This is a genomic window from Amycolatopsis coloradensis (genome assembly GCF_037997115.1).
Lineage (GTDB): Bacteria > Actinomycetota > Actinomycetes > Mycobacteriales > Pseudonocardiaceae > Amycolatopsis > Amycolatopsis coloradensis_A.
Genome location: NZ_CP150484.1, coordinates 7,896,447 through 7,920,483, shown reverse-complemented (window position 1 = coordinate 7,920,483; position 24,037 = coordinate 7,896,447). Strand labels below are relative to the sequence as shown.

Here is a 24,037-nt window from a genome sequence, read left to right as displayed (position 1 = left end):
CGGCTGGCGATCAGTTCTTGCGCGGTATGGGCGTTCGTCATGTTGCCGGGAGTGGCGTCTGCGCAGAACGCGACGACCCCCACGACGACGGTGACCCAGGAAGCTCCCGACCGTGACGGAGTCTCCCGCGACGATGGGGATGATTCCAGTGGCGACAGCGGTTTGTGGGGCTTGCTGGGTCTGCTCGGCCTGGTCGGCCTCGGTGGACTCGCCCGTCGAGGTCCGAAATCGGGTGCGATGTCGGGCTATCCGGCCTCGGGTGCGGAAACCCCGCCCGTCAACACGTATCCGCCGGCGGAACCGCGGCGACGTCCTCCGGGTGAATGAGCACGATTTCCCAGAGGCAGTCTGATCTCCCCTCGAACGGCTGCCTGGTGCGATACGCGCCGGGCAGCCGTTTCCTTTCTGGTTTCCTTCGCTTGCGCGAACCAGATTAGCGAGGTGTTCGCTCCAGGAGAAGTTCCCGGGCGAAGAGTCATCTTAAGGGTGTATTTCCGGCAGGAGAAAAACTTAAATGGTTACCCTCGTCTCCGTGGAGCCAAACATCACGAACGGGTGGTTCATTCACGGCCACGAACGGCTTCGGCGTCGCGCTCTGTGGCTTAGTTGCACAACAAAGCCACTTTGGTGGTGGCTAGCTACGGGAAGTCGTCACCTGGAGTGCCGACCCTGGGAAATGCGGAGTTGGCCGTGTTGCGGAAACCGCTGGCATAGGCCCTTTGTTCTGTGTTTTCCCGCAGTGGACTATTCGTAAAGAACGTAAGACGGAGTCGGCGTGAGAGCGAGCACTTCCGCGGGGGTCATGAGCGACGCGCCTTGCCGGGTGTCCTCCTCGAAGAAAAGCTTGAATCCAGCCCGGACATGAGCCGGTTTCGTCGGCATCAACGTCCTCCACGCCGCTTTCTTGGCCGCCGCCGAACCGATGCCGTCCACGACCTTCACCGGCGATACTCCTGGGTGGGCGAGCAGTAGCTGTTCGTCGTGGACCACTTTGGCGGCCACCTGGTGGTAGACCATGACCTTCGCGGGCAGCCGGTGCGCTTGGGCGAGTCCTCCGAGATACCGGGCGACTTCGTCGAGTTCGGCTCCGGTGGTTCGGCCGAATTTCCGGCCGGGGACCACGCCCGGCTCGACGGCCCACTCCGGGTCCAGCGCGACACCGATGTCGGGCTCCTTCAGCCAGTGCTCGTAGGCCCGTACTTCGGGCAGGAAGTCCGCCCGTCCCGGCTGGATGTCGAGTAGCAGCAAGCCGTTCAGCGCGCGAGCCGCGTCGAGATAGTCCCGCACGGTTTCGTCGCCGCACCGGCTGCGGTACATACCGTCCGCGCCGGGGGAGCGATGCACGGTGGTGGCGATCAGTTCCACGACCGGGGTGATCGGCCTGGTCGCGGGAAAGGCCCCGATCTGCTGCCGGAGCGCGCGGCTCGCCGCGTCCAGGTCGCCCGTCATCCTGCCCAGTGCCTTCGACCCGGGCGCTCCGCAGAAGCCGACGAGCAGGTTCTGGGCCAACGGATCTGCCGGCGGTGGGGCGGGTGCGGCTTCGACGGCGGGGGCCAGCGCCATCGGAGCGGCGAGTGCTTCGGGGCGTTTGGGTGCTCCGCACGCACCGGCCACGAGTCCGGCGAGTCCCGCGGTGAGGACGAGGCGGCGGCTGAGATGAGGCATCCGGGCTCCTTCGTGGCTGCGACACAGGCCGGTTTTTCTTTGCCAGAGCCGGAAAATACCCTCGCTGATCTTGGAGTAAACCGGCTTTTCCGTGATCACCGGATCGTGCCGGAGGCGGTTTCACCCCCGGCCCCTCCAGCAGGGAATACGTTGATTTTTCGCGGCGAGCAACGACATTCGTCCTCACCCGACCCGGTGGATCCTGGGTCGCAGCACCGGTTCCAGCAGCACACTGCCCGCATGAGTTCCTTCCTCCGACTCGGCGCCGGACTGGCCGTCGTACTGGTGTCGGCCTGTGGAACACCCGCGCCCACGGCGCCGGCGGCACCGGTTACGAGCCCGGCGCCTGTTCCCGCGCGTGTCACGGCGGACGATGCGCGGCGCGTGGGTGCCGACGAACTGGGCCGGATACCGATCCTGATGTATCACCGCCTCATCGAGGAGCCCCGATCGGCTTACGACCGCACCCCCGCCGACTTCCGGGCGGAACTGGAGCGCCTCGCGGCCGAGGACTACGTCCCCGTGACGACCGCCGACCTGGTGGCCGGGAAACTCGACCTGCCCGCGGGTACGCACCCGGTCGTGCTGACCTTCGACGACGGTGATCCCTCCGTCTTCGCGCTCACTCCGGAAGGTGAGCCGTCCCCGGGCACGGCCGTGCGGATCCTCCTGGACGTCGCGGCCGCGCATCCCCGGTTCCGGCCGGTCGCCAGCGTCTACGTCAACGAACATCCGTTCGGCGGCGACGAGCGTGCGCTGCGCTGGCTGGCCGACCATCGGTTCGAGATCGGCAACCACACCGCGCGGCACACGAACCTGAGGCGTGCCACGGAATCGGCGGCGACGGCGGCGATCGTGGAGGGGGACACCCTGATCAGGCGAGCGGTCCCCGGATACCGGCCGAGCACGCTCGCGCTGCCATACGGAGCGCGACCACGACGAGCGGAGACGGCGCTACGCGGACCGGGATATTCCTACGAGGGCGTGTTACTCGTCGGCGCCGGCCCGGCGCCTTCCCCCTGTTCCCGCGAGTTCGATCCCGCGTCGATTCCCCGGATCCGCTCGCAGGCGGCTGGCGCTGGGGCGGACTACGGTTCCGCGCGCTGGCTCGACGAACTCGGTTCCGCCACCGGCCGCCGGTACACGGCGGACGGTGATCAGGAGACGGTCTCTTACCCGAGGGCGGCGCCGGCGCCCGCGGCCGGCTGTGCGGGTGTGAACCTTGCGTACTGAACCGCCGCACGTGCGCCGCGACGGTGTCGTCGTCGACTGGCTGCCGCAACCACGATCCCTGCCACCGGCGGTCACCTGTGGGCGCAAACCGACGTCACACGCGGCTCCGGTGAAAAAGCCTCTCTCCGTTCTGCGCCGGATCCACCGGACGTGGTGGCCGTCGATCGTGATCTCGGCGGCCTTGGCGCTGTGCTTGACCCTGTTCGTCACGCCGTTCGCCCTTGAAACTCGCGTTCTGCGCGGCACCCCGGCCCCCGGATCGCCGCCGCCCCGGCCGACCGTGGCAGCGCACCCGGTCGCCCGGCCCGCTGAATCCGCCGCCCTGCCGGACGGTGCGCCGGTCATCCCCGCGGGGTCGGGGAACTGGCGGGTGGTAGCGGGCTCAGGGGAGCGCACGACACCGGGCTCCGCACGGGAGCTGTCGTACACGGTGGAAATCGAAGAAGGTGTCGAGCACCCTTCGTTCGCCGCGGAGGTCGAGTCGATCCTCGCGGATCCGCGAGGCTGGAGCGGGCTCGGGCAGGTGTCGTTCCGCCGGGTCGACGGTATCGGTGCCGCGCCGTCGTTCCGGATCAGCTTGACCAGCCCCGCTACGAGCCATCGCCCCGACCGCTGCGGTTTCGCGATCCCGTACGAGTCGTCCTGCTATCTCACTCGCGACCGCCGGGTCGTGATCAACCTCGCCCGCTGGGTACGCGGCGCCCACGCCTACCAAGGCGATCTCGCGGGCTACCACCGTTACGCGATCAACCACGAAGTCGGCCACGCGCTCGGCCACGGCCACGTCGGCTGCCCGGCCACCGGGATGGCGGCGCCGGTGATGATGCAGCAGACGTTCGGACTGTCCAACACCTACGTCGCGGAGCTCAATCGCGCCGAGCCGGGAGCGGCGGCCAACGTCGCCGCGGACGGCGCGGTCTGCCGCCCGAATCCGTGGGTCGTCCCGGAACGCTGAACCCTCGCCCCGGCGGTCAGGAATGCCCGATCTCCAGCAGGGTGTGCGCGAGGTCGGGCACATCCATCCCGAGCTCGTGCGCCCACCGGCGCAGCATGCCGTTCGCCACCTCCGCGGTGCAGCCACGCCGGTTCATCAGGATTCCCGTCGCCTGGCCGATGATGTCGCGGATCTCGAGTTCGCCGAGCAGCCGGGTCCGTCGCCGTTCGGCTTCTTCGGAGGTGTGGAGACGCGCGAGCGTCAGCGACGCTTGCGAGGCGAGCACCAAGGCCGTTCTGCGGTCATGCTCGGTCAGTCCGCCGGAACGGTGCGAATAGGCGGTCAGCGAGCCGGAGGGGCGACCGGAAGCGGACTTCCGGCATTCCACCGACACGACCGCATGGAGACCGTGACCGCCGGCCAGTGCGGCGAAGGCGGGCCAGCGCGTGTCGTGAAGAAGATCGTCGCTCGCGGCGAAACCGGGACCAAGCGGGTCGATGGCGGCCGTGGCCGGACCGCCGTCGCGGTGCTGTGCCAGGTCGAGCGCGGCGGCCAGTGGCCGCCGCCACTCGGGGACGGACGTCACCGCGTCACGGTCGCACAAGGCGACGGTGATCAGGTCGGCGGAGGTGATCAGGCGCCCGGCGGTTTCGGCGATGACACGCACCGCGTCGGGGATCGTCTTCACGGCGAGCAGCTCGCGGGTGATGGCCGTCCACTCCGGCTTTTCCCGGCACTGGGTGGCTTCTGGAAACGTCACGCGCCGCCTCTCCGTCCGGCCGAATGAGATCCCGGTCAGCTCACCGGCAAGGCGGTCACGGCGCTAGCCGCCGAAACGAAGACTTACGTGCCGAAAACGAAGATCACGTCAGCACGAGCGCAGGGTGTGGGACGGAAGTTCCCCGTAGGCCGCGCGATAGTGGGCGGCGAACGCACTGGGACGGCCATAGCCCCAGCGAGCGGCGACCCGCGTGACCGTGGTGTCGTCCGGGGACGCCGCCTTGAGTTCCGCGCGTGCGTGGTCGAGGCGGACCCGCCGGACGTAGGCCATCGGTGTCAGGTCCAGATGGAGGCGGAAGGCCAGTTGGACGGCGCGTATGGACACGTGGGCCGCGCCGGCGATTTCCGCGGCACCGATGTCGCGCTGCGCGTTCGCTTCGATGAAGGCGACGGCCCGGCGCAGCGCCCCCGGATGGCTGTCCCGGCGGTGCGGGGCCGACTCACCCGGGAAAGTTCTGTGCGGAAAGGCGTTGAGGACGGCGGCCGCGAGATTCCGCGACGCGGCCGAAACGACCAAGGCGTTCTCGTTGATCTCGGGGACCGCGAGCACGTCACGGCGCAGGTGTTCGATCGCGGCCCGCAGATGGCGGGCGGCCGGGCCGTCGACCGGACGATGATCGAGCAGTTCCACCGGTCGGTCGCTCCCGGCGGTCTGCGCCAGCAACGCCGGATCGAACATGGTGATGCTGTAACCGGCCTGACAGATGCGCCCGGAGTAGGGCCGGTCCGGCGGGGACAACGAAAAAATCTCCCCGGTACCGAAGGCTTCGGCTTCCCCGCCGTTCACCCGGTGCTCCCGGATGGTCCCGGAGGTGATGTCGCACAGGCAGACCTTGCCCAGCGGCTGGACGTCGTAGGTCATTTCGAGGTCCAGGTCGAGAAGATCGACGCTCGACGTGCCCGCCGCCACCCGGCGGATACGCGTACCTGTGCCACCCGCGGCGCGCTCGATCCGCATCGGCGCGTACGACGAACTCAGGAACTGTTCGGTACGGCCGAGGTCGTTACTGGCGAACGTCGTCGTCCTCGCCTCGATCATCAGCAGCCTCCTCGACCGGCGAAGTCGATCGACACGGAGTCTATTCCGGGTGGACGATCATACGCGGCCTGCGGACGCGGACGTCGTGCTCGGTGAACGGCTGGTGCGACGCTGATCGGTTCGCTCTCCCCGGCTGTGAACGGATCGGTCAGATCTTCAACCACGTCCGGCTCGAAACCCTCGCCGACGCTGGTGGAGACAGGGGACGGCATCGGACTTCGGTTCAAGGAGCCGGTGGCCCTTGCCGTCTGGGTGCGTGAGGACGGCCGCTGGCTGCTGCTGGCCTACCAGCCCACCGTCCTGCCGGAGCCGGCGTCATGAGCGCGTTCACCTACGACGCGTTGCCCGGCTGAAAGTCGTCCGGTCTGCGGGAATCAGTCAGGTTGCGTCGGTATCCTCAGTCACCATGAGGCACTTCGGCTCCGATGTCGTCACCGTCGCGGCCGAGCTCGTCGACGCCTACGTCGACGTCTTCACCGCTCCGCCGTGGGAGCACCGTGACCCGGACGAAACCCGGTCGGCGTTTCGGGAGCGGTTGGAGGCAGATGCCCAGCGTCCCGGCTTCCGCGCCATCCTGGCCTTTTCCGACACCGGCGAGGTTGTTCGTGCCGGATCGGCTGCGGCGCTGTACCTCGGCCGAGCGGGCGCGTTGGACACGGTCCCTTGGTTCATCACGGCTTTGAGGGATGCGAAAGACCGGACGCTCGTCGCGCAGCTTCACGAAGCGGCTTGGCGGCACCACGACATCGGCCGCGTTGCTTGGGAACAGCAGTGGCGCGAACACTCGAACGAACCCGCGCCCGCCTGGCTGACCGTCGACCGGGGGCTGCTGCGGGAAGCGGTCGAGTGGGTGTTCACCCCGACCTATGTGCGGGAAAAGCAGCACTTGATCGGCCATCCTCGTTTGCTCGAGACGGTCGCGGACGTCGCCGTGGCCGAAGCGCTGCTCAAGGTCGATGAACAGGAGGCCGAGCGGCTCCAGGCGATCCGGGCGAAGGCAACCCTCTCAGGTGTCACGCAGGCCTACGAGCCGGTGCTGCTGGCCAGTCTAGTCGAGACGTTCATCGCCGCACCGGTCGACGAACAGCGGCAACTGCTGGCCGTGCACCGGGACCGGCTGCGGAGCGCGGAAGCACAGTCGCTGATCGAGAACCGGTCGCAGGCGAACTCCCGCATTCGGGACTGTAAAACGAGCGGTGTAACTCCCGATCATGGAAGTGCACCTGATGACCGACATGATGTCCGGTGTGGAGAACGCTGGGGACTCGAAGCCCGAGATGGGTTTGGACGGCTTGGACGAGCAGCTCGTCGCGCAGCTGCTGAGCAGCGCCAAGGCCAGCGGGCTGAAGCTGACCGGTGAGGGCGGGGTGCTGCAGCAGCTGACCAAGCGGTTGCTGGAGTCCGCACTCGAGGGCGAGATCACCGATCACCTCGGCTATGACAAGCACGACCCGGCCGACCGCGGGACCGGCAACTCGCGCAACGGCACCCGCTCGAAGACCGTGCTGACTGATGTCGGCCCGGTCGAGATCGACGTGCCGCGGGATCGGGACGTCAGCTTTGAGCCCAAGATTGTCGTGAAGCGGCAGAAGCGCCTTGGCGGTGTGGACGAGATGGTGATCTCCTTGGCCGCCAGGGGATTGACCACCGGGGAGATCTCCGCGCACCTGGCCGAGGTCTATGGCGCCGGTGTGTCGCGGCAGACCATTTCCACCATCACCGACAAGGTGGTCGAGGGCATGACCGAATGGCAGAACCGGCCGCTGGACGCGGTGTATCCGGTGATCTCCCGTCGACGCTATCCACGTGAAGATCCGTGACGGGCAGGTGGCCAACCGGCCGATCTATGTCGCTTTGGCGGTGATCTGCGAGGGCCGCCGGGACATCCTTGGCTTGTGGGCCGGCGACGGTGGCGAGGGCGCCAAGTACTGGCTGCATGTGCTTACCGAGCTGAAGAACCGCGGCGTGGCCGACGTGCTCATGGTCGTCTGCGACGGGCTGACCGGCCTGCCCGACGCGATCACCACCGTCTGGCCGCAGACGTTCACCCAGACCTGCGTGGTTCATGTGCTGCGCAACAGTTTCCGCTACGTGGGCCGTCAGCACTGGGATCCGATCGCCAAGGCCCTCAAACCGGTCTACACCGCGCCGACCGAGGCTGCCGCGAAGGAGCGGTTCGGCGAGTTCGCCGAGACCTGGGGCGCCCGGTATCCGGCGATCGTGCGGTTGTGGGACAACGCCTGGGCCGAGTTCGTGCCGTTCCTGGCGTTCGATCCGGAGATCCGGCGGGTGATCTGCTCGACCAACGCGATCGAGAGCGTCAACGCCCGCATCCGCCGCGCCGTGAAGGCCCGCGGGCACTTCCGCAGGCGAGCAGGCCGCGGGTTCATTGCGTTCTTTCAGCATGGTTTGCTCGTATTCGAGGACGTGTCCAGTCGGGCAGGTCATGATTCCTGGGGCGCCGCCAATGAATCATTTCATCTCGATGATGACTCGCTTTACGTGGCAGTGCAGGCTGATGTGGATGGCCCGGTGCGCGTGGATGTTTACCATGGCGATGTTCCCGAAGTCGCGTCTTCGGGGCTGGTTTCGAAGTTTACAGGTGTGCTGAATGTGCCATCAATGGAAGTCAAGGCTCACGACTCTGACGACGTTGTCTGTCTGCGCGTGCAGCTAACCGGGAAATCTCGACGAGTCGAAGTGTTCGTCAATGATGGAGATTGGGTTGATCGAGTGCTTCTGGTCCTGCGTGAACCCGCCATTGCGGAGCATGACCGCCGTGGACGAGACGTCTAGTGCGTCTGTCACACTTGCCGGTCTACACCGCAGCACCCAGCGCGCTCTGCTCTCATGGGGGACATGTCAGCACCGAGTGACGTCACTGCAGTTGGGGCTCGGGTAGGAGGTGCTTGGCGAGGATTCGCCGGGCAGTAAGACGGACTTCTCGTTCATGCTGGGCTTCGTCGTCGAGCTTGGCCACCTTCGGTATTCGGACGGTGGCCAAGCTCGACGCGCCGCCGGGAAGTGCCCTGGCTGAGGCGTCGAGAAGTCGTTGGCCGAGCGGCGGTTCGACCGTTCGCTGGTGCAATGGCCACGGGCGCTGGCATGACCAACACGGCGGTCGCCGAGTCCTGCCGGCTAATGAAGTTCGGTTGCTTCAACCGGGCGCTTCCCTGGTGGATTGCAACAACCTCGGTGATCAGACACCGGCGGAGTTCTATTTGAGGGAGTAAGTCAAATGTGGCGTGACCGAGACTCCGCGGTGGAGCCGGTATGCCCGATCAGTGTCTGATGTGCGGTTCTTGCCGCTGTCGTGAGTGGTAAGTGTCGTTAGAACGCTCATTGCCACTCACGACCCTCGCGCGTGGACGGCCCGGTGCGCCTGACTCCTTGGTGACCTACTGCACCAGTGGACTCGATCCCGCCACATTTGCCTTACGGATCAATAGAACTGCCGGACACCCGACAACGGACGCCGCTTCACCGGCCCCGGCCTCGGTGAGCAGGGAGGGCAGCGCGGTCCTGGTGGCGGCAAAAGGATGGTTCCGAATGGACGCACGTCGTCTCCGATTGGGCTCCGTCGCCCATGTAGAGCCCGACACAGGCCGACACACAGCGGCACTCGGCCCGAGCTCAAACTGTTGTCGACCTGCACAAACCGGCAAGATTTAACATCCAATGACACTGGCTGACATGTCGGAGCAGCGGTCTCATAATCCCTTGGCCGTCGGTTCGAGCCCGACCCGGCCCACCACGAGACCGCCGCTGAGCTTCCGCTTCGAGCGGCACCTGAACTGCCCGATCAGGCAAGGCGGCCACCGAGAGCGACCGTCCGATGAGGACGGTCCGCCCCGGCGGCCGCGGTGGGTCAGAACGGCCAGTCGGCGTTCCGCCCCGCTTCGAGGAGCGGAATCATCCGGAAGGCCTGGTCGGTCAGGCCGCCGAAGGTGTGCCGGTTCCCGTAGCCGGACGTCGAGTGGCCGTGCTGGTAGCCCGCGAGGTTCCACGTGTACAGCGCCGTCTCCTTCGGCACCGCCTGGTCGACGTTGCCCGCCGAGTGCTGCTCGTCGGTCAGGATCACGAGCCGGTCGTGCTCCGGACGCAGGTGGCGCTGGATCGCACCGACGGTGTCGGTGCCGGCGCCGATGAAGTAGCCGTCGTTCTTCCACCGGTCGAGCGCGCGCAGCAGCGACTCGCCGCCGCGCACGTCGAAGGCCTTCGAACCGGTACCGCCGTAGTAGCCGTTCGAGAACGACACGACATCCGCCGTCTCGCAGCGGGCCCCGAGCGCGATCCCGAAGATCGCGGCCGCGTCCCAGCGCATCAGCGTGCCGTCCTTGCTGAAACCGGCGTTCATCGACCCCGAGGTGTCGACGAGGATCAGGGTCCGTCCGGCGAGGCGAGGCACGTTCGACAGCGACTCGGAGATCGCCTTTTCCAGCGCGTACGACCAGCGAAGCGACGGCGCCGCCCGATACGCGGAGAGGAACCTCATCGGGAACTGCCGTGACTTCGCCACCTGCTCCGGATCGGCCAGGCGCGCCGCGACCTGCTCGGCGACCTCGTCGGACACGCCTGCCTGGTCGAAGTTCCGGAGGTTCCGCAGGAGCGCCATGTAGCCCATGGACGGGATAATGGCTTCCCAGGCCCGCGCGTCCATGGGCCCCTGGAGCCAGCCTGCCAGGGACTCCCACGTCATGCCCGCCTGCCGGAGAACCGACCGCGCGGTGTCGAGTTCGGGGCCGAGGAACAGATCCCGGCGCTTCTCCTCGTCCCACGCCATGACCTCCGCGCGAAAGCCGAGCACCGCCAATTCGGCGGGGATTTCCCGGCCGGGGTTGAACCGGACGTCGACGATGTGCTTGAACAGGGCGTCCTGCACCGCGTCCTTCGGGTCCGGGTGGGCCAGGCCGAGAACGTCGGCGAACCGGAAGGCGCGCGCGTCGGAATCCCACTTGAGGAACGACTTTTCGTGGAAGAGCCGGACGGCCGCGTCGGCGACGCCACGCTTGACCGGCTTCGGGATCTTCCTGCCGTACAAGGAGGTCCAGTACGCGAGCAGCTCGCCGGGCTCGTCGGCGCGCTGGAGCACGGAGTCGACGACGGCGCGGTTCGCGGTGGTGGCGACGTACGACTGGTCGTCCGTCGCGGTGGTGAGCCGGACCCGGACGTATTCGGCGGCGCCGACGATCGCGGCGGTACGCATGTTCGCTTCAGTGCGGAGCCAGCGCAGGAAACGCGCTGTCCATTCCGGGTCGGCGAGCGACGCCTTCCGGACGAGGTCGGCGTAACGCGTGTCGCGTTCGTCGCCCGTCTCGTAGAAGGTGTTCTCGCCGACCATGTTGGTGACCGCGAGCAGGAACAGTTCGGACTTGGTGTCCCGCCGGTAGCCGTCGCCGCCTTCGTGGGTGATGCCGCCGGGGCTTCGCTCACCGGCGATCGGTGAGCCGGTCGCCGGGCGGGTGCCGGCGGTGTTGAACTTCGACACCTCAACCCTTCGTTTCGTTCGAGGGGAGCTTCGACTCCGGATGCGGCCCGAGAAAAAGTCGGTGACGGTGCTGTCCAATGCTCTGCCGACTGAGCTACCGGCAGCATGGCTGCCGGGCAGGACTCGAACCCGCGACCCGTGGAATACGATGAAGTAGCCGTCTCCTGCGCACCGGGCACATCTGAAGTTGTGGGCTCCCGAGAAATAATCGGTGACGGTGACGTAGTGACCTGGGCCGCTGGTCGACGCCGGCCGGAGCCCGCGGCGGGATTCGAACCCGCGTCTCTCCTGTGGAAGAGGAAGTAACCGTTACCTGCGCACCGGGAGTGCTCGCCCAAGCTAACAGAGCGTTCTTGCCCACGTCACCGGAATTACCGGGTCTCAGAAGCGGGGGAGCTCCAGCAGGTTGTTCTTCCAGATCCCGTCCGCGCGCGTGCGGAGGAACTCCGGGCCGAAGGTCGGCTTGATGATCTCCACGGTCACCCGGTGGATTCCCTCGTCCACATGGGCTTTCCCGTCATCGTCTTCGATCCACGCCACGTTCGCCGAAACGAAGCTCTCGCCGGTCTCGCCGCTGCCGGGGTTGATCCAGCGCAGTTTCGTGATGTTTTCGTGGAACTTCCCACCTTCGAGCCGCGCTGCGATGATCTTGATGGCCATGGTGCTACCTCTTCGGCCGGGTGCCCTCGATGCGAACAGGGGTAATGCGGTACTCGTCGCCTGTCCGCGCCTTGTTACGCCATGCCTCGAACGTTACGAGTTCGAGCGTTCTGAGTCAGATGACGCAGACCGCGCTCGTTCCGCCATGTCAAAGTCCCCGCGCCGGCGGGAACACCGGCCGGCGGAGAGGGGAACGGACATGCGCGCTGCCCACAGGACATTCGCCCGGATCGCGGGAATCGCCTTGGCCGCGACGGCACTGGCCGGTTGCGCCCCCGACCCGGCGCCGTCCGCCGCGGTGACCTGGATGAACGGATTCTGCGGCGCGGTCAAGGAGTTCATCGAAGGCAACAACACGATGACGTCGGCGGGCGGCGAAACCGTCGAGGCCGTCAAGAAGAGCACGAGTGACCAGCTAGGGCACTACGCGGCGATTTTGGCCAAGACGGTCGACGGTCTCCGCGCGCTGCCCGCAGCGCCGGTTCCCGCCGGAGACACGGCGAAGCAGGACTTCCTCGCGAAGTACACCTCGGCCCGCGACAAGACCGTGAAAGCGAAGGCGGATCTGGACGCGGCGGGCGAGAACGACACGGTGGCGCAGGGCCGTGCCGTCGAGGGGCTCATCGCCGCGCAAAAGGACGCCTACGGCGCGCTCGACCCGGTCGCGGCCATCCTGGAGGCTCCCGAGTTGAAGACCGCCGCGGCGACCGCGGAACGTTGCCGCCCGTGAACAACGCCCTAGCTGAGGCCGCGTAACCGGGCGGCCTCGTGCTCGACGGAGGGCGGCGCGGTGGAGATCACCTGGTCGAGGGTGCTGCGGGCGGTGGTCAGTTCGGCGATCGCGGCACTGAGCCTGGCGCGTTCCCGCTGGAGGTCCAGCAACAGTTCGGGGCAGTCGGCGATGAGCTGTCCGCCCGCGGAACCCATACAGGGCAGCAGATCGGCGATCGTGGTGGTGGAGAGTCCCGCGGCGAGCAGGTTGCGGATGTGCTCGACGGTGGTGACATCGTCTTCGGCGTACACGCGATAGCCGCTGGGGAGACGCTCCGGCCGCAGCAGCCCTTGTTCCTCGTAGTAACGCAGCAAGCGCTGGCTGACACCGGTCCTGCGTTCCAGTTCGCTGATGCGCACGGCCCCTCCGCGACTCGCCCTTGACTCTCACATCTATGTGAGACTTTAGCGTCACGGCATGTCCGACCGACAACTCGTAATCTCCGCCGGGCCGCGGGAATGGCTCGGCCTCGCCGTGCTCGTCCTGCCGACCGCGTTGCTGTCCATGGACGCCACGGTGCTCTACCTCGCGCTTCCCAGTCTCTCCGCCGAGCTGGCCCCGAGCCCGGGCCAGCTGCTGTGGATCTCCGACGCCTACGGCTTCCTGGTCGCCGGTTTCCTCGTCACCATGGGCACGCTGGGGGACCGCATCGGCAGACGACGGCTCCTGCTGATCGGCGCGGCGGCCTTCCTGGTCGTTTCGGTACTGGCGGCCTACGCGCCGTCGGCCGAACTGCTCATCGTCGCCCGCGGGCTGCTCGGCATCGCCGGCGCCACGCTCATGCCGTCCACCCTCGCGCTGATCGGGAACATGTTCCGTGATCCGCGTCAGCGCGGTGTCGCGATCGGGCTGTGGTCCGCCGGCCTGTCCGGCGGCGTGGCGCTCGGTCCGGTGGCGGGTGGGCTGCTGCTCGAGTGGTTCTGGTGGGGTTCGGTGTTCCTGCTGGCCGTCCCGGTGATGCTCCTGCTGCTGCTCGCCGGCCCGTTCCTGCTGCCGGAGCACCGCGATCCCGAGCCCGGCGAACTGGACGTGGCGAGCGTGGCCCTGTCCCTGGTGACCGTGCTGCCGATCGTCTACGGCATCAAACATCTCGCGGAAGGAGGATCGGTTGTGCCTGGCGGGATCGCCTTGCTGCTCGGCGGCGGCACCGGAATCGTGTTCCTGCGGCGGCAGCGGCGGCTGAGCGTGCCTTTGATCGACCTCCGGCTGTTCGCGGCGCGGCCGTTCCGGAACGCGCTGCTCGTCCTCCTCGCCGCGCTCGCCTGCGTCGCCGGGATCTATCTGTTCGCCGCGCTCTATCTTCAGCAGGAGACCGAACTGTCTCCGATCGTGGCCGGGATGTGGCTGGTGCCTTCCGCGGTCGCGATGGTGCTCACGTCGGTCGCGGCTCCGGCACTGGCTCGCCGGATCCCGGTGCACCGCCTGTTCGCGTCGTCGTTGGTGGTGTCGGCGCTCGGCTTCGGCGTGCTGGCCTCGACCCCGGCCGAAGAGGGGATCGCGCCGCTGGTCACCGGTCTCGTGCTGATCTACCTCGGCCTTGGGCCGGTGATGGCGCTGAGCACGGAGATCGTGATCAGCGCGGCACCACCGGACCGGGCCGGTGCGGCGTCGGCGTTGTCGGAGACCAGCGTGGAGTTCGGGCTGGCACTCGGGGTCGCGGTGCTCGGCAGCGTCGGCACCTTCGTCCAGCGCGGGCACGGTTTCACCACCGGGCTCGCCGTGGTCGCGGCGATCGGGGTGGCGGTGCTGTGCGGACTGGCCGTACTCGCCGGCAGGCGACCGGATGCCTGATCCGCTCAGGTATCCGTGAGGATTTTCCGCAATCGCGTCAAAGCCCGGTGCTGCGCCACCCGCACGGCCCCCGCGGTTGAGCCGACCACGCCGGCGGTCTCCTCCGCGGACAGGCCGACGACGATCCGCAACACGACGATCTCCCGCTGTTTGTCCGGCAGGATCCGCAGCAATTCGCCCATCCGGTCGCTCAATTCGTTGTGCAGCGCGTGCTTTTCCGGGCCGGCGGATTCCGAGACCCCGTCGGGGACTTCGGCGACGGGTTCGGTGCGGTTGCGGGCGGCGGCGCGGCGGGCGTCGGCGACCTTGTGGTGGGCGATGCCGTAGACGAACGCGAGGAACGGCCGCCCTCGTTCGCGGTAGGTCGGCAGCGCGCGGAGGATCGCCACGCAGACCTCCTGCGCGACGTCGTCGGCCGAGGCGTAAGTCCGTTCCTGTCTGCCGATCCGCGCCCGGCAGTACCGGATCACGAGCGGGCGGATGGTGGTCAGCAGCTGGTTCAGGGCCCGCTGGTCACCTCGTCCGGCGGCCGCGACGGGTTCGTCGAGGGTGTACCAGCGCGACGGCGTCACCTGTTCGGGTTCCGACTCCGCCGGGGCGCCCGGCGCCACCAGCGCGAGTTCCCTGATCATCGCGCGGTTCTTGATCCGGGACAGGGTGTCGTCGACGTCGAGGCCCAGTCTCAGCGCGTCGATGAAGGCGCTGTTGGCTCCGTCCAGGCGCTCGACGAAGCCGGGGTCGTGCTCCGCCAGACGGTCACGCGCGTGGCGAAGGGTCGCGCTGACCGCCTCGTCCGAGATGCCGAGCACGCCGGCGATCTCCCGCGACGAATAGCCGTCCAGCGCCCATGCCATGCCGAGTTGCTGACGTTTCGGCAGCTTCCCCAGCATCGTCAGGACGGACGACGCCTCGTCGGCGAGGATGGTGAGTTTGTCCTCCCGGCCGGCGTCGTCGAAGGCCCAGTCGGCCCGAGCCGCTGTCTGTTCCTTCGCCCGCCGATGCCCGACCCGGCGGACCCAGGCCTTCGGCTGAGTGATGCCCGGCCAGCCCTCGTAGGCGTTGAGCATCGCCTCCGCCGCCGCGTCCCGCGCGGGGTCCAACGCGAAGCCCGCCTTGCACAGAAAGCCGGTGAGCAGCGGAAATTCGGCGTGGAAGAACTCGTCGAACCTTTCGTGGCCCATCACCCGCACTCACCGCTCTCCGCCGCCTGACGCGAATGCCCTCACAGGACAGGTGCGGTGAGCGGGCCGCTGAGTGTAACGATTCGGTCAAGGTGATGTTTGCGTGGTGCCCCCGGCCGGATACCCGGCGTCGAGGGAGAAGTCGTTTGACGAGGAAGGGAAAATCGGGAAAAAGGAGGTGATAGGAAAATGGAAATGAGGATGGCGGGTGACCTGAGTGAGGCCGCTTGCCGCGGTGAGGATCCCGAACTGTTCTTCCCGGTCACCGAAACCGGTCCCGGCGCACGGCAGGCGGCCAGGGCGAAGGCCGTCTGCGCGCGGTGCCCGGTCATTTCGGCCTGCCTGGCCTACGCCGTGGAAAACGGGCTGGCCCATGGAGTTTTCGGCGGGCTGACCGGCAGTGAGCGGCGCCAGGTGATTCGCGTCGGCTCTGCCGCCTGAAAGCGTTCGATCGCGTTATCGAATTTCCGTCGTGTTCTTCGTGCGCGCGAAAAAAGAGGGGCCCCCTGATCACGTCGGCGGGCGCGGTGTCCGCCTCCACCGGGNCTTCGCGCTCGGCGGCACCTGGATCGGGCTGAAGCTGCGACCGCTGTTCGGGCTCACGAGGTCGGCCTGGCGATCCTGGGCCCCTCTGTCAATGGTGGTCAGGCGGCAGCGGTCTCCTCGGCCAGCCGCTCGTTGCCCGACTGGGTCTTGAGCGGCTTGTGCTTGAGGAAGGCGACGGCGACGACGACCAGCAGCGCGATCGGCGCGCTGATCAGGAACAGTTCGCTGGTCGCCTCCCCGTAGGCCTCGCGGACGACGTTCGCGACCGGTTCGGGCAGCGTGGCGATGTTCGGTACCGCGCCGCCTTCGCCACCGCCGGGCAGCGGCCCGAGCTTCTCGCTCATCAGCGCGAGGACCCGGTTCGCGAGCACGGCGCCCAGCGCGCTCACCCCGATGGAGCCGCCGAGGCTGCGGAAGAACGACAGTGTGGAGGTCGCCGTGCCAAGGTCGTGCGCGTCGACGTCGTTCTGGGACACCAGGACCAGGTTCTGCATCAGCATGCCGACGCCCACGCCCAGCAGCACCATGTACGCGCCGAGGACGACGAGGTTCGTCTTCGCGTCGATGGTCCCCAGCAAGCCCAGGCCCGCGGTCATCAGCGCCGCGCCGAGCAGCAGGTGGCTCTTCCACTTGCCGGTCCGGCTGATCAGCTGGCCGGAGACCGTGGAGGACACGAGGATGCCGAAGATCATCGGCAGGCTCAGCAGTCCGGCCACCGTCGGCGACTTGCCGAGCGAGAGCTGGAAGTACTGCGACAGGAACACCGTGCCGCCGAACATCGCGACACCGACGAGGAAGCTCGCCAGGGTGGTCAGGGCCACCGTGTGGTTGCGGAAGAGGCCCAGCGGCAGGATCGGCTCCGTCACCTTCGACTCGACGTAGACGGCGAGGGCGAGGATGACCACGCCGGCGGTCACCAGGCCGACCGTCCACCAGGAGCCCCACGCGAACTGGTGCCCGGCCAGCGACGACCAGACCAGCAGCGTCGAGACACCGGCCATGATCAGGAACGCGCCGAAGTAGTCGACCTTCACGTCACGTTTGATCGTCGGCAGGTTCAGGGTGCGCTGCAGCAGCAGGATCGCCGCGATCGCGAACGGGACACCGAGGAAGAAGCACCAGCGCCAGCCCAGCCACGAGGTGTCCACCATGACGCCGCCGATCAGCGGGCCCGCGATGGTCCCGACGGCGAACACGGCGCCGAAGATGCCCGAGTACTTCCCGAGCTCCCGCGGGGAGACGATGGCGGCCATGATCACCTGCGCGAGCGCGGTGAGCCCGCCCGCGCCGATGCCCTGCGCGACCCGGCTGCCGATCAGGAGCTCGATGTTGCCCGCGAACCCGGCGACCAGCGAACCGATCACGAACAGGCCGAGTGAGAGCTGGATCAGCAGTTTCTTGTTGTACAGGTCGGAAAGCTTGCCCCAGAGCGGAACCGTCGCGGTCATCGCGAGCAGCTCGGTGGTGACCACCCAGGTGTAGGAGGCCTGCGAGCCGCCGAGTTCGGAGACGATCCGCGGCAACGCGTTCGCGACCACCGTCGAGGCGAGGATGGCGACGAACATGCCCATCATCAGCCCCGACATCGCTTCGAGGACCTGTTTGCGGTCCATCGAGCCCGCCAGGGCCTCCGGTTCTCGTGGTTCGGTCATGGATACGGACATGGTCGTCCCCCTTCGTGTTCTTTGGTGCCGTGCGCGTCAGCGCGCGTGGCCGCCGGGCTCCGGGAGCCCGGCGAGAAGCGTTTCGACAGCCTCGTCCAGCAGGTCGAGCGCGGACACCCGGCCGTCGTGCTGGTGCCAGAGCATGAGCACGGCGTTCACCGCGCCGCCGAGCGTGGACAGCAGCAGCGCCGGGTACAGATCGGCCTTGGGATCGGCGCCGGTACGGCGCGCGATCGCCTCGATCAGCGGCGCGATGGTGTCGTGGTTCATGGCCACCGCGCGCGAATGCAGGGTGGCGTTCTCCTGAATGGCCTTCATGCGGCCGAGCCACTCTTCGCGGTTCTCGTCGACCTGGGCGAAGTCTTCCTTCAACGCGTCGGCAAAGGCGCGTGGAGTGCTGACTTCCTTCGGTGTGGCAAGGAACTTGTCGATGGTGCGCTGGGTCCGCTCGGCGGTGTCGGCGTGCGCGATGACGACAGCGTCCTCTTTGGACGCGAAGTAGTTGAAGAAGGTGCGCGGTGAAACCCCCGCCGCCGCGCTGATGTCCTCGACCGTCACCTGGTCCAGGCCGCGTTCGGCGACGAGCCGGACGGCGGTGGTCGCCAGCGCGCGGTGGGTTTCCAGCCGTTTGCGCTCGCGGAGACCTTTGACGGGTTCGGGCATGAGCACCACGATACGCCCGAAGATGCAGATACTGCAAAATTGCAGTCTGTGAAACGTGCCACTGGCGGACGGCGCCGGGCCGCCTGGCAGACTGCGGCGGGTGAGCGGAACGGTGCTGGTACTGGGCGGACGCAGCGAGATCGGCCTCGCGGTCGCGGAACGGCTCGCCAAGGGCGGGGCGCGCCGGATCGTGCTGGCCGCGCGACGGAGCGCGGACCTCGGCGCGGAGTCCCGGCGACTGCTTGCCGCGGGGGCGGAAACCGTCGAAGCCGTCGAGTTCGACGCCGACGACCTCGCCGGGCACGGCCCGTTCCTCGAGAAGGTCGTCTCGGAACACGGGCCTCTCGACGTCGTCGTCACCGCTTTCGGGATCCTCGGCGACCAGGCGCGCGCCGAAGCGGACGCCGCTCACGCCGTCGCGATCGTGCACACGGACTATGTGGCTCATGTGAGTGTGCTGACGCATGTGGCCAATGTGCTTCGTGAGCAAGGAAACGGAAGCCTGGTGGTCTTCTCGTCGGTCGCCGGGGTGCGGGTCCGGCGGGCGAACTACGTCTACGGTTCGGCGAAAGCGGGTCTCGACGGTTTCGCGAGCGGCCTGGCCGACGCCCTGCACGGCACCGGCGTGCACCTCCTTCTCGTCCGGCCGGGGTTCGTGATCGGGCGGATGACCGAGGGAATGTCGCCCGCCCCGTTCTCCAGCACCCCGGACCAGGTCGCCGACGCGACGGTCGCCGCGCTCCGGAGGCGCCGGGGAACCGTGTGGGTGCCGGGACTTCTGAGGCTGGTGTTCTCGGTGATGCGCGTGGTGCCACGCGCGATCTGGCGCCGGATGCCCCGGTAGGGGAGCGCTGCGCGGTCGGTCCGGTACTCGGTGTCGCGGCCGGTTGTCTGCTTGATCACTCCGGCTGGTCCTGACGGGCTTTAAGACCCGGTTATGACACGTTTCTCAGGTAATTCCCAGCTAACGCGGTGATCCTCGATCACGGGGGATCATTCACGGAAGCGGGGAGAAGTCGTGCTGCTCACGTCGCGAGGACGGCGGATCGGCGGCCGCGTCGCACTGGGCCTGGTGTCGACGGCCGTACTGGGTGTCACGGGTTTCGCGTGGACCCAGTTGAGCCGTTTGGACCAAGCGATCGTCACGGCCGACGTCATCGCGCCCTCCGCCCAGGTGCCCGAAGGGCCGGCGGGTGAACCGCTGAAGGTGGCGCAGAACATCCTGCTCGTCGGAATCGACTCCCGCACCGACGCGAACGGGAACCCGTTGCCGCAGAACGTCCTCGACGCGCTGCATGCCGGGGACAGCGACGACGGCGGTGACACCACCGACACCATGATCGTGGTCCACATCCCGGCGGGCGGAGCGAACGCGACGGCCATCTCGATCCCGCGCGATTCCTATGTGGACATCGCGGGCGGGCTCGGCAAGCACAAGATCAATTCGGCGTACAGCCGCGGCAAGAACGCCGCGATGAACTCTCTGCGCGCGCAGGGGCTCTCCGGTGCGCAGCTCGAGGTCAAGGCCAACGAGGCGGGCGCCAAACTCACGATCCGGACGATCGAGCAGTTCACCGGGCTGTCGATCAACCACTACGCGGCGGTCAACCTCGCCGGGTTCTCCGCGCTGAGCGAAGCCGTCGGCGGGGTCGAGGTCTGCCTCAACGAAGCGGTTCAGGACAAGTTCTCCGGGGCGTCGTTCCCGGCGGGCGAACAGCTGCTTTCCGGGCCGCAGGCGCTCGCTTTCGTGCGGCAGCGGCACGGACTGCCCAGCGACCTCGACCGCATCGCGCGGCAGCAGGCGTTCCTATCGAGTATGGCCAAGACCGTCCTGGACGCCGGGACGTTCACCGATCCCACCAAGCTGAGCGATCTGGTCGGCGCGGTGCAGGGTTCGGTCGTGCTCGACCGCGGCTGGGACGTGCTCAGCTTCGCGCAGCAGTTGCGGGGGATGAGTTCCGGGGCGCTGAAGTTCCAGACGATCCCGGTCCAGAGTCTCTCCCTGCCGACGCCGTCGGACGGCGACGCGGTGAAGGTGGATCCGGCCGAGGTGCAGGCGTTCGTGAAGGCCGCGCTGAACTCGACGAGCGTCGCCGCGGTGGGGGAGCCGACCGGCGGGATCGGGATCAAGCCGGTCGCGGCGACTTCCTCGATCGCCGCGCCGCCTTCGTCTTCCGCTGCTTCCACGCCGCCCGCGATGGCCGGCTGCGTGAACTGAAGCGGTGTGGTCTGGCGGGCTCGGACTGGAAAAGGAGGAACTCCGGGCTTCGGCTGCAGGCGCGCGTGTATGGCCCGCTTCGGAGGGGCTACGCGGCACACCGCGGCCTCGGCGTCGTGGCGAGTAGCGAGGGACTCCTTCACTACCGTCATGGCAGGCAAGGAGTCCTTCGCGACCCGGCTGGCGGGCACGCCGAGGGGCCCGTTGCCGGGTGTGGCTGGCGGTTTCTCGGAGCGGATTCCTTTGGTGGGTGGGATGCGTTCCGGCGACAGCCGCTGGGACGAGACTCGTCTTGAGCCTGTGGCCTCTGCTGGTTGGAGTCTTCCGCTGTCGCAAGCTGTGTGGATTTCGGGACGTCAGATGTCCCGAAATCCACACAGTCGTGCGTGATCGGTCCGGTCAGGCAGGGTGGCAGCTGGGCATGCCGAAGGGCCCGTCGCCGGTGTGGCGGGCGGGCTCCTCGGGGTTCAGCGGTGGTGCAGGGTGTTACGCCGAGGTTGTCGGAGCGGATCCCGATACTGAGGCGGGATGAACTCCGGTAGCCCGTCGGCGGCCGTGCGGACCTCCCAGTCACCGTGGTGGATCAGGCGGTGGTGGAACCCGCACAGCAGCACCAGGTTCCGCAGATCCGTCGGCCCGCCATCTGCCCAGTGCTGAATGTGGTGGGCGTGGCAGTTCTTGGGTTTCCGGTGGCAGCCGGGGAACGCGCAACCCCCGTCGCGGATGTTCAACGCCCGTCGCTGCCCGGGTGTGACGAACCGCCTGAGCCGTCCCACATCCAGGGGCTCACCGGCCGCGCTCATCACAACCGGGAGCATCAGGCAGTCGCAGGCCGCCAGCCGCGCATCCCGCGCCGTCATCGTGCCGACGAAGTCGAGGCACGCGGTCCCGAGACCGGACTTCAGTTCATCGAGTCCGATGGTGACGTTCACCAGGGTGCGGTAGCCGCTGGTTCCGGGCTGGTCGGGGCAGGCGATCGCCAAGTCGAGGAGTTCGGCCCAGGCGTCGCCCAGGCGTTCGCATTTCATCCGCAGATCGGCTTGCCCGAACTCGTCCACCGGCCGCGGCTGGGCATACGCTTCAAGGGCGGCGGCGGTGCGGGCCCCGGTCTCGTCATCCAGCAGACCGGTCAGTTTCCAGAACCCGTCCCTGCGCCGTTCCAGGGTGATCTCCCGGCGCGGTTCCTTCGGCTCGGGCTCCTTGGGTTCGTTGCCGTCCGGGTCGAGCCAGCCCAGCAGTTTCGCCTCAGCCTCGACAAGCTGGCGGGGACCCGCGTTCGGGGCAAGCTCACCAAGAATCTTCTCCGCCTCCGCCCGATCCTCAACAGAGGTATCGGCCGGGAGTCTTTTCAAGATCTCCAGGATCTGATCGATCCGCTCATCCCCGACCAGGCCTTCGGCTGCGACCGCGGCGGTCGCCGGAGCAACAGCGGGAACCTCGGTGCCGTCCAAAGCCCGGGTGGGGTTCAATGCGATCGCGCGTTTCACCACCGCACCTGCTTCACCGCGCGAGAGCCCGGCCATTTCCGCGTACCAGCTGGCTGTGCTGCCATGCCCGTACAGGTCTTTGACGCCCCGATTCTCGATCTCCGCCAAGAACCGCCCCAAACCGGCGGTGGCCATCCGGATCACCCGCAAGGACTGCTGCACGCCATGGGCAAGCTCCAGCCTGCCGGCACGCCACAACTCCTGCGGCAACTCGGGGAGAAAGGTCTCGGACACAACTCCATAATACCGCAACAATGTCGAACACGTGTTCGTAATTTTAAGCGACCAGCGAAACGCGCGAACAACACTGAAGAGTGAAACAGCCGGGAAGCGTCGACTACCGTAATGCAATTAGCCGGCTAATTGCGGAAACCCGCAGCGTCGGGTGCCTCGGCCGCCAGGGAAGCGCCCAAGATTCTTCTGAACCGCCTCGTGCCGCCGTCCGTGTCCCTGGAGTCAGAGGTGGCCACGGCGACGGGGATGGTGTGATGAAGCGCTGGACGATTCTGGTGTGTCTCTCCCTCTGCCTCGCCGGTTGTGCCGCGACCGTGGGCGGGGTGGCGCAACCGGTGGATCCCACCCGGGTCGCCGGGCTCGAGATCACCGACGGCCCCAGTGGTCTCAAACCCGGCGTGCTCGACGCCGGTCTCCCGGTCGACGGTGGTGACGGCGGGGAGATCGACAGGCTCGCGGCCAACGCCGTCGCCGACGTCCAGCGGTATTGGCGCGAGTATCTGCCCGCGACCTTCGATCGCGAGTTCCGGCCGCTGGCCACTCTCGTCTCCTATGATTCGGCGGGTCGCGGGCGTGAGATCTGCGGGGCCTCGACGGCCGGGCTGGTGAACGCCTTCTACTGCCCGGGTCAAGACGTCGTCGCGTGGGATCGCGGGGAGTTGCTGCCGACACTCAACGACTCCAGCGGCCCGGCGGCGGTCATGGCCGTACTCGCCCACGAGATCGGCCACGCCGTCCAGTTCCGGCTGGGTCTGCCCGCCGCGAGCCCGTCGATCGTCAAGGAGCAGCAGGCCGACTGCTACACCGGGGCGTACTTTCGCTGGGTCGCCGAGGGCAGGTCGCCGATGTTCCAGGTTTCCACCGGCCGCGGGCTCAATGAGGTGCTCACAGCACTGTTCCAGATCCGTGATTCCGCCGGGGTGGCTTTCGACGACGACGGCGCGCACGGCAACGCGTTCGATCGGGTTTCCGCGTTCCAGTTCGGCTTCACCGACGGGCCCGCCCGGTGCGCCAAGATCGACGAGCGGGAAATCGAAGGCCGGAGCACACAAGGCGGATTCGGTTCGGCCGGGGAGAACGTCCGCCTCGACGATCGTCAGGCACTCGCCGACCTCACCACCAGTCTGCGGCGGGCTTTCCGGCTCGCGGCCACCCCGCCGACGCTTACCACCGGAGCGGCCTGCGGTGTGACGGCGGAGGGCGCGCTCGCGTCGTACTGCTCGGAGTCCAACCAGATCAACCTCGACCTCGACGGCCTCGTCCGCATCGGCACCCCGCCGCGCCGGGGGCGGCAGGGCGGCATCGGTGACTTCGCCGCGTTCGCGGAGGTCGCGTCGCGCTACACGCTTGCGGTCCAGCAGGAGGGCGGGTTCCGGCTCGACGGTCCGGTGGCCGCGCAACGTACGGCCTGCCTCACCGGCTTCTGGGCGTCGACCATCGTGGACGGCGGGGCGCTCACGTTGTCGCCGGGCGACCTCGACGAGGCCATCGCCGAGATGCTGACGCGGAACAGCTTGATCGCCGCGGACGTCCGGGGCCGGACACTCCCGGCAGGCTTCGCCAGGGTCGCCGCCTTCCGTGACGGCTTCTCCTCCGGCAGCCAAAGGACTTGCGGCGACAAATACCGCTAGACGCAAGTCCGTGAAGGCCTCCTTGCCTACCCTCAAGGTAGGGAAGGAGGC

21 protein-coding genes, 1 tRNA gene and 1 pseudogene are annotated in these 24,037 nt (G+C 67.7%); 12 read left to right on the top strand and 11 right to left on the bottom strand.

Annotated elements, in window-relative coordinates; genetic code table 11:
- Nucleotides 1-39 precede the first annotated feature (39 nt).
- A complete protein-coding gene (locus LCL61_RS36975; RefSeq protein ID WP_340688772.1) occupies nt 40-327 on the top strand; it encodes a hypothetical protein in 288 nt (95 codons plus the stop codon).
- Nucleotides 328-744: 417 nt separating this feature from the next.
- Here the strand turns inward: LCL61_RS36975 and LCL61_RS36970 are convergent, their stop codons facing one another.
- Complete coding sequence (locus LCL61_RS36970; protein ID WP_340684026.1) at nt 745-1,665, bottom strand: hypothetical protein; 921 nt, start codon at nt 1,663-1,665, stop codon at nt 745-747.
- Between the two features lie 240 nt (nt 1,666-1,905).
- On the opposite strand from LCL61_RS36970, the gene LCL61_RS36965 reads away from it, so the two are divergent.
- Nucleotides 1,906-2,898: a polysaccharide deacetylase family protein gene (locus LCL61_RS36965; RefSeq protein ID WP_340684025.1), complete on the top strand. Its 993-nt coding sequence runs from the start codon at nt 1,906-1,908 to the stop codon at nt 2,896-2,898.
- Nucleotides 2,888-3,853: a DUF3152 domain-containing protein gene (locus tag LCL61_RS36960; RefSeq protein WP_340684024.1), complete on the top strand. Its 966-nt coding sequence runs from the start codon at nt 2,888-2,890 to the stop codon at nt 3,851-3,853. Before LCL61_RS36965 ends, LCL61_RS36960 begins: the two co-directional genes overlap by 11 nt.
- 16 nt (nt 3,854-3,869) lie before the next feature.
- On the opposite strand, the gene LCL61_RS36955 is transcribed toward LCL61_RS36960, so the two are convergent.
- Nucleotides 3,870-4,592: an ANTAR domain-containing protein gene (locus tag LCL61_RS36955; RefSeq protein WP_340684023.1), complete on the bottom strand. Its 723-nt coding sequence runs from the start codon at nt 4,590-4,592 to the stop codon at nt 3,870-3,872.
- A gap of 108 nt (nt 4,593-4,700) precedes the next feature.
- Complete coding sequence (locus LCL61_RS36950) at nt 4,701-5,651, bottom strand: helix-turn-helix domain-containing protein (RefSeq protein ID WP_340684022.1); 951 nt, start codon at nt 5,649-5,651, stop codon at nt 4,701-4,703.
- Between the two features lie 192 nt (nt 5,652-5,843).
- Between LCL61_RS36950 and LCL61_RS36945 the strand changes: the two genes are divergently transcribed.
- The 3 genes and pseudogenes from LCL61_RS36945 to LCL61_RS36935 form a co-directional block, all read left to right on the top strand.
- Complete coding sequence (locus LCL61_RS36945) at nt 5,844-5,972, top strand: hypothetical protein (protein WP_340684021.1); 129 nt, start codon at nt 5,844-5,846, stop codon at nt 5,970-5,972.
- 85 nt (nt 5,973-6,057) lie between these two features.
- On the top strand, nt 6,058-7,011 hold the full coding sequence (locus tag LCL61_RS36940; RefSeq protein ID WP_340684020.1) for a hypothetical protein: 954 nt from the start codon (nt 6,058-6,060) through the stop codon (nt 7,009-7,011).
- Nucleotides 6,929-8,012: pseudogene (locus tag LCL61_RS36935) on the top strand (IS256 family transposase); the annotation flags it as partial. The gene LCL61_RS36940 and the pseudogene LCL61_RS36935, both read left to right, overlap by 83 nt.
- 1,507 nt (nt 8,013-9,519) lie before the next feature.
- On the opposite strand, the gene LCL61_RS36930 reads toward LCL61_RS36935, so the two are convergent.
- The 3 genes from LCL61_RS36930 to LCL61_RS36920 form a co-directional block, all read right to left on the bottom strand.
- Complete coding sequence (locus LCL61_RS36930) at nt 9,520-11,139, bottom strand: TROVE domain-containing protein (RefSeq protein WP_340684019.1); 1,620 nt, start codon at nt 11,137-11,139, stop codon at nt 9,520-9,522.
- A gap of 259 nt (nt 11,140-11,398) precedes the next feature.
- Nucleotides 11,399-11,461: transfer RNA gene (locus LCL61_RS36925), tRNA-OTHER, on the bottom strand.
- A 59-nt stretch (nt 11,462-11,520) separates the two neighbouring features.
- Nucleotides 11,521-11,799 carry a DUF3892 domain-containing protein gene (locus tag LCL61_RS36920; protein ID WP_340684018.1) on the bottom strand — a complete coding sequence of 93 codons (279 nt, stop codon included), beginning with the start codon at nt 11,797-11,799 and terminating at the stop codon, nt 11,521-11,523.
- A gap of 199 nt (nt 11,800-11,998) precedes the next feature.
- Here LCL61_RS36920 and LCL61_RS36915 point away from each other — a divergent pair, with 199 nt between their 5' ends.
- Nucleotides 11,999-12,529 carry a hypothetical protein gene (locus LCL61_RS36915; protein WP_340684017.1) on the top strand — a complete coding sequence of 177 codons (531 nt, stop codon included), beginning with the start codon at nt 11,999-12,001 and terminating at the stop codon, nt 12,527-12,529.
- A gap of 8 nt (nt 12,530-12,537) precedes the next feature.
- On the opposite strand, the gene LCL61_RS36910 is transcribed toward LCL61_RS36915, so the two are convergent.
- Complete coding sequence (locus LCL61_RS36910; protein ID WP_340684016.1) at nt 12,538-12,930, bottom strand: MerR family transcriptional regulator; 393 nt, start codon at nt 12,928-12,930, stop codon at nt 12,538-12,540.
- 58 nt (nt 12,931-12,988) lie between these two features.
- On the opposite strand from LCL61_RS36910, the gene LCL61_RS36905 reads away from it, so the two are divergent.
- Nucleotides 12,989-14,362 (top strand): MFS transporter, encoded by a 1,374-nt coding sequence (locus LCL61_RS36905; protein WP_340684015.1) that lies wholly within the window; start codon nt 12,989-12,991, stop codon nt 14,360-14,362.
- Between the two features lie 5 nt (nt 14,363-14,367).
- On the opposite strand, the gene shbA is transcribed toward LCL61_RS36905, so the two are convergent.
- Nucleotides 14,368-15,543 (bottom strand): RNA polymerase sigma factor ShbA, encoded by a 1,176-nt coding sequence (shbA, locus tag LCL61_RS36900; RefSeq protein ID WP_340684014.1) that lies wholly within the window; start codon nt 15,541-15,543, stop codon nt 14,368-14,370.
- 189 nt (nt 15,544-15,732) lie between these two features.
- On the opposite strand from shbA, the gene LCL61_RS36895 reads away from it, so the two are divergent.
- A complete protein-coding gene (locus tag LCL61_RS36895; RefSeq protein ID WP_340684013.1) occupies nt 15,733-15,984 on the top strand; it encodes a WhiB family transcriptional regulator in 252 nt (83 codons plus the stop codon).
- A gap of 203 nt (nt 15,985-16,187) precedes the next feature.
- On the opposite strand, the gene LCL61_RS36890 is transcribed toward LCL61_RS36895, so the two are convergent.
- Together LCL61_RS36890 and LCL61_RS36885 are read right to left on the bottom strand one after the other, a co-directional pair.
- Complete coding sequence (locus tag LCL61_RS36890) at nt 16,188-17,753, bottom strand: MDR family MFS transporter (protein WP_425341958.1); 1,566 nt, start codon at nt 17,751-17,753, stop codon at nt 16,188-16,190.
- 36 nt (nt 17,754-17,789) lie between these two features.
- The gene (locus LCL61_RS36885; protein WP_340684012.1) at nt 17,790-18,416 is read right to left on the bottom strand and encodes a TetR/AcrR family transcriptional regulator; all 627 of its coding nucleotides are present in this window, start codon (nt 18,414-18,416) and stop codon (nt 17,790-17,792) included.
- 100 nt (nt 18,417-18,516) lie between these two features.
- Between LCL61_RS36885 and LCL61_RS36880 the strand changes: the two genes are divergently transcribed.
- Both LCL61_RS36880 and LCL61_RS36875 read left to right on the top strand, forming a co-directional pair.
- Complete coding sequence (locus LCL61_RS36880) at nt 18,517-19,260, top strand: SDR family NAD(P)-dependent oxidoreductase (protein WP_340688770.1); 744 nt, start codon at nt 18,517-18,519, stop codon at nt 19,258-19,260.
- Between the two features lie 174 nt (nt 19,261-19,434).
- Nucleotides 19,435-20,634 (top strand): LCP family protein, encoded by a 1,200-nt coding sequence (locus tag LCL61_RS36875; protein ID WP_340684011.1) that lies wholly within the window; start codon nt 19,435-19,437, stop codon nt 20,632-20,634.
- A gap of 467 nt (nt 20,635-21,101) precedes the next feature.
- Here the strand turns inward: LCL61_RS36875 and LCL61_RS36870 are convergent, their stop codons facing one another.
- A complete protein-coding gene (locus LCL61_RS36870; RefSeq protein ID WP_340688769.1) occupies nt 21,102-22,355 on the bottom strand; it encodes an HNH endonuclease signature motif containing protein in 1,254 nt (417 codons plus the stop codon).
- A 254-nt stretch (nt 22,356-22,609) separates the two neighbouring features.
- Between LCL61_RS36870 and LCL61_RS36865 the strand changes: the two genes are divergently transcribed.
- The gene (locus LCL61_RS36865) at nt 22,610-23,986 is read left to right on the top strand and encodes a neutral zinc metallopeptidase (protein ID WP_340684010.1); all 1,377 of its coding nucleotides are present in this window, start codon (nt 22,610-22,612) and stop codon (nt 23,984-23,986) included.
- Nucleotides 23,987-24,037: the final 51 nt, after the last annotated feature.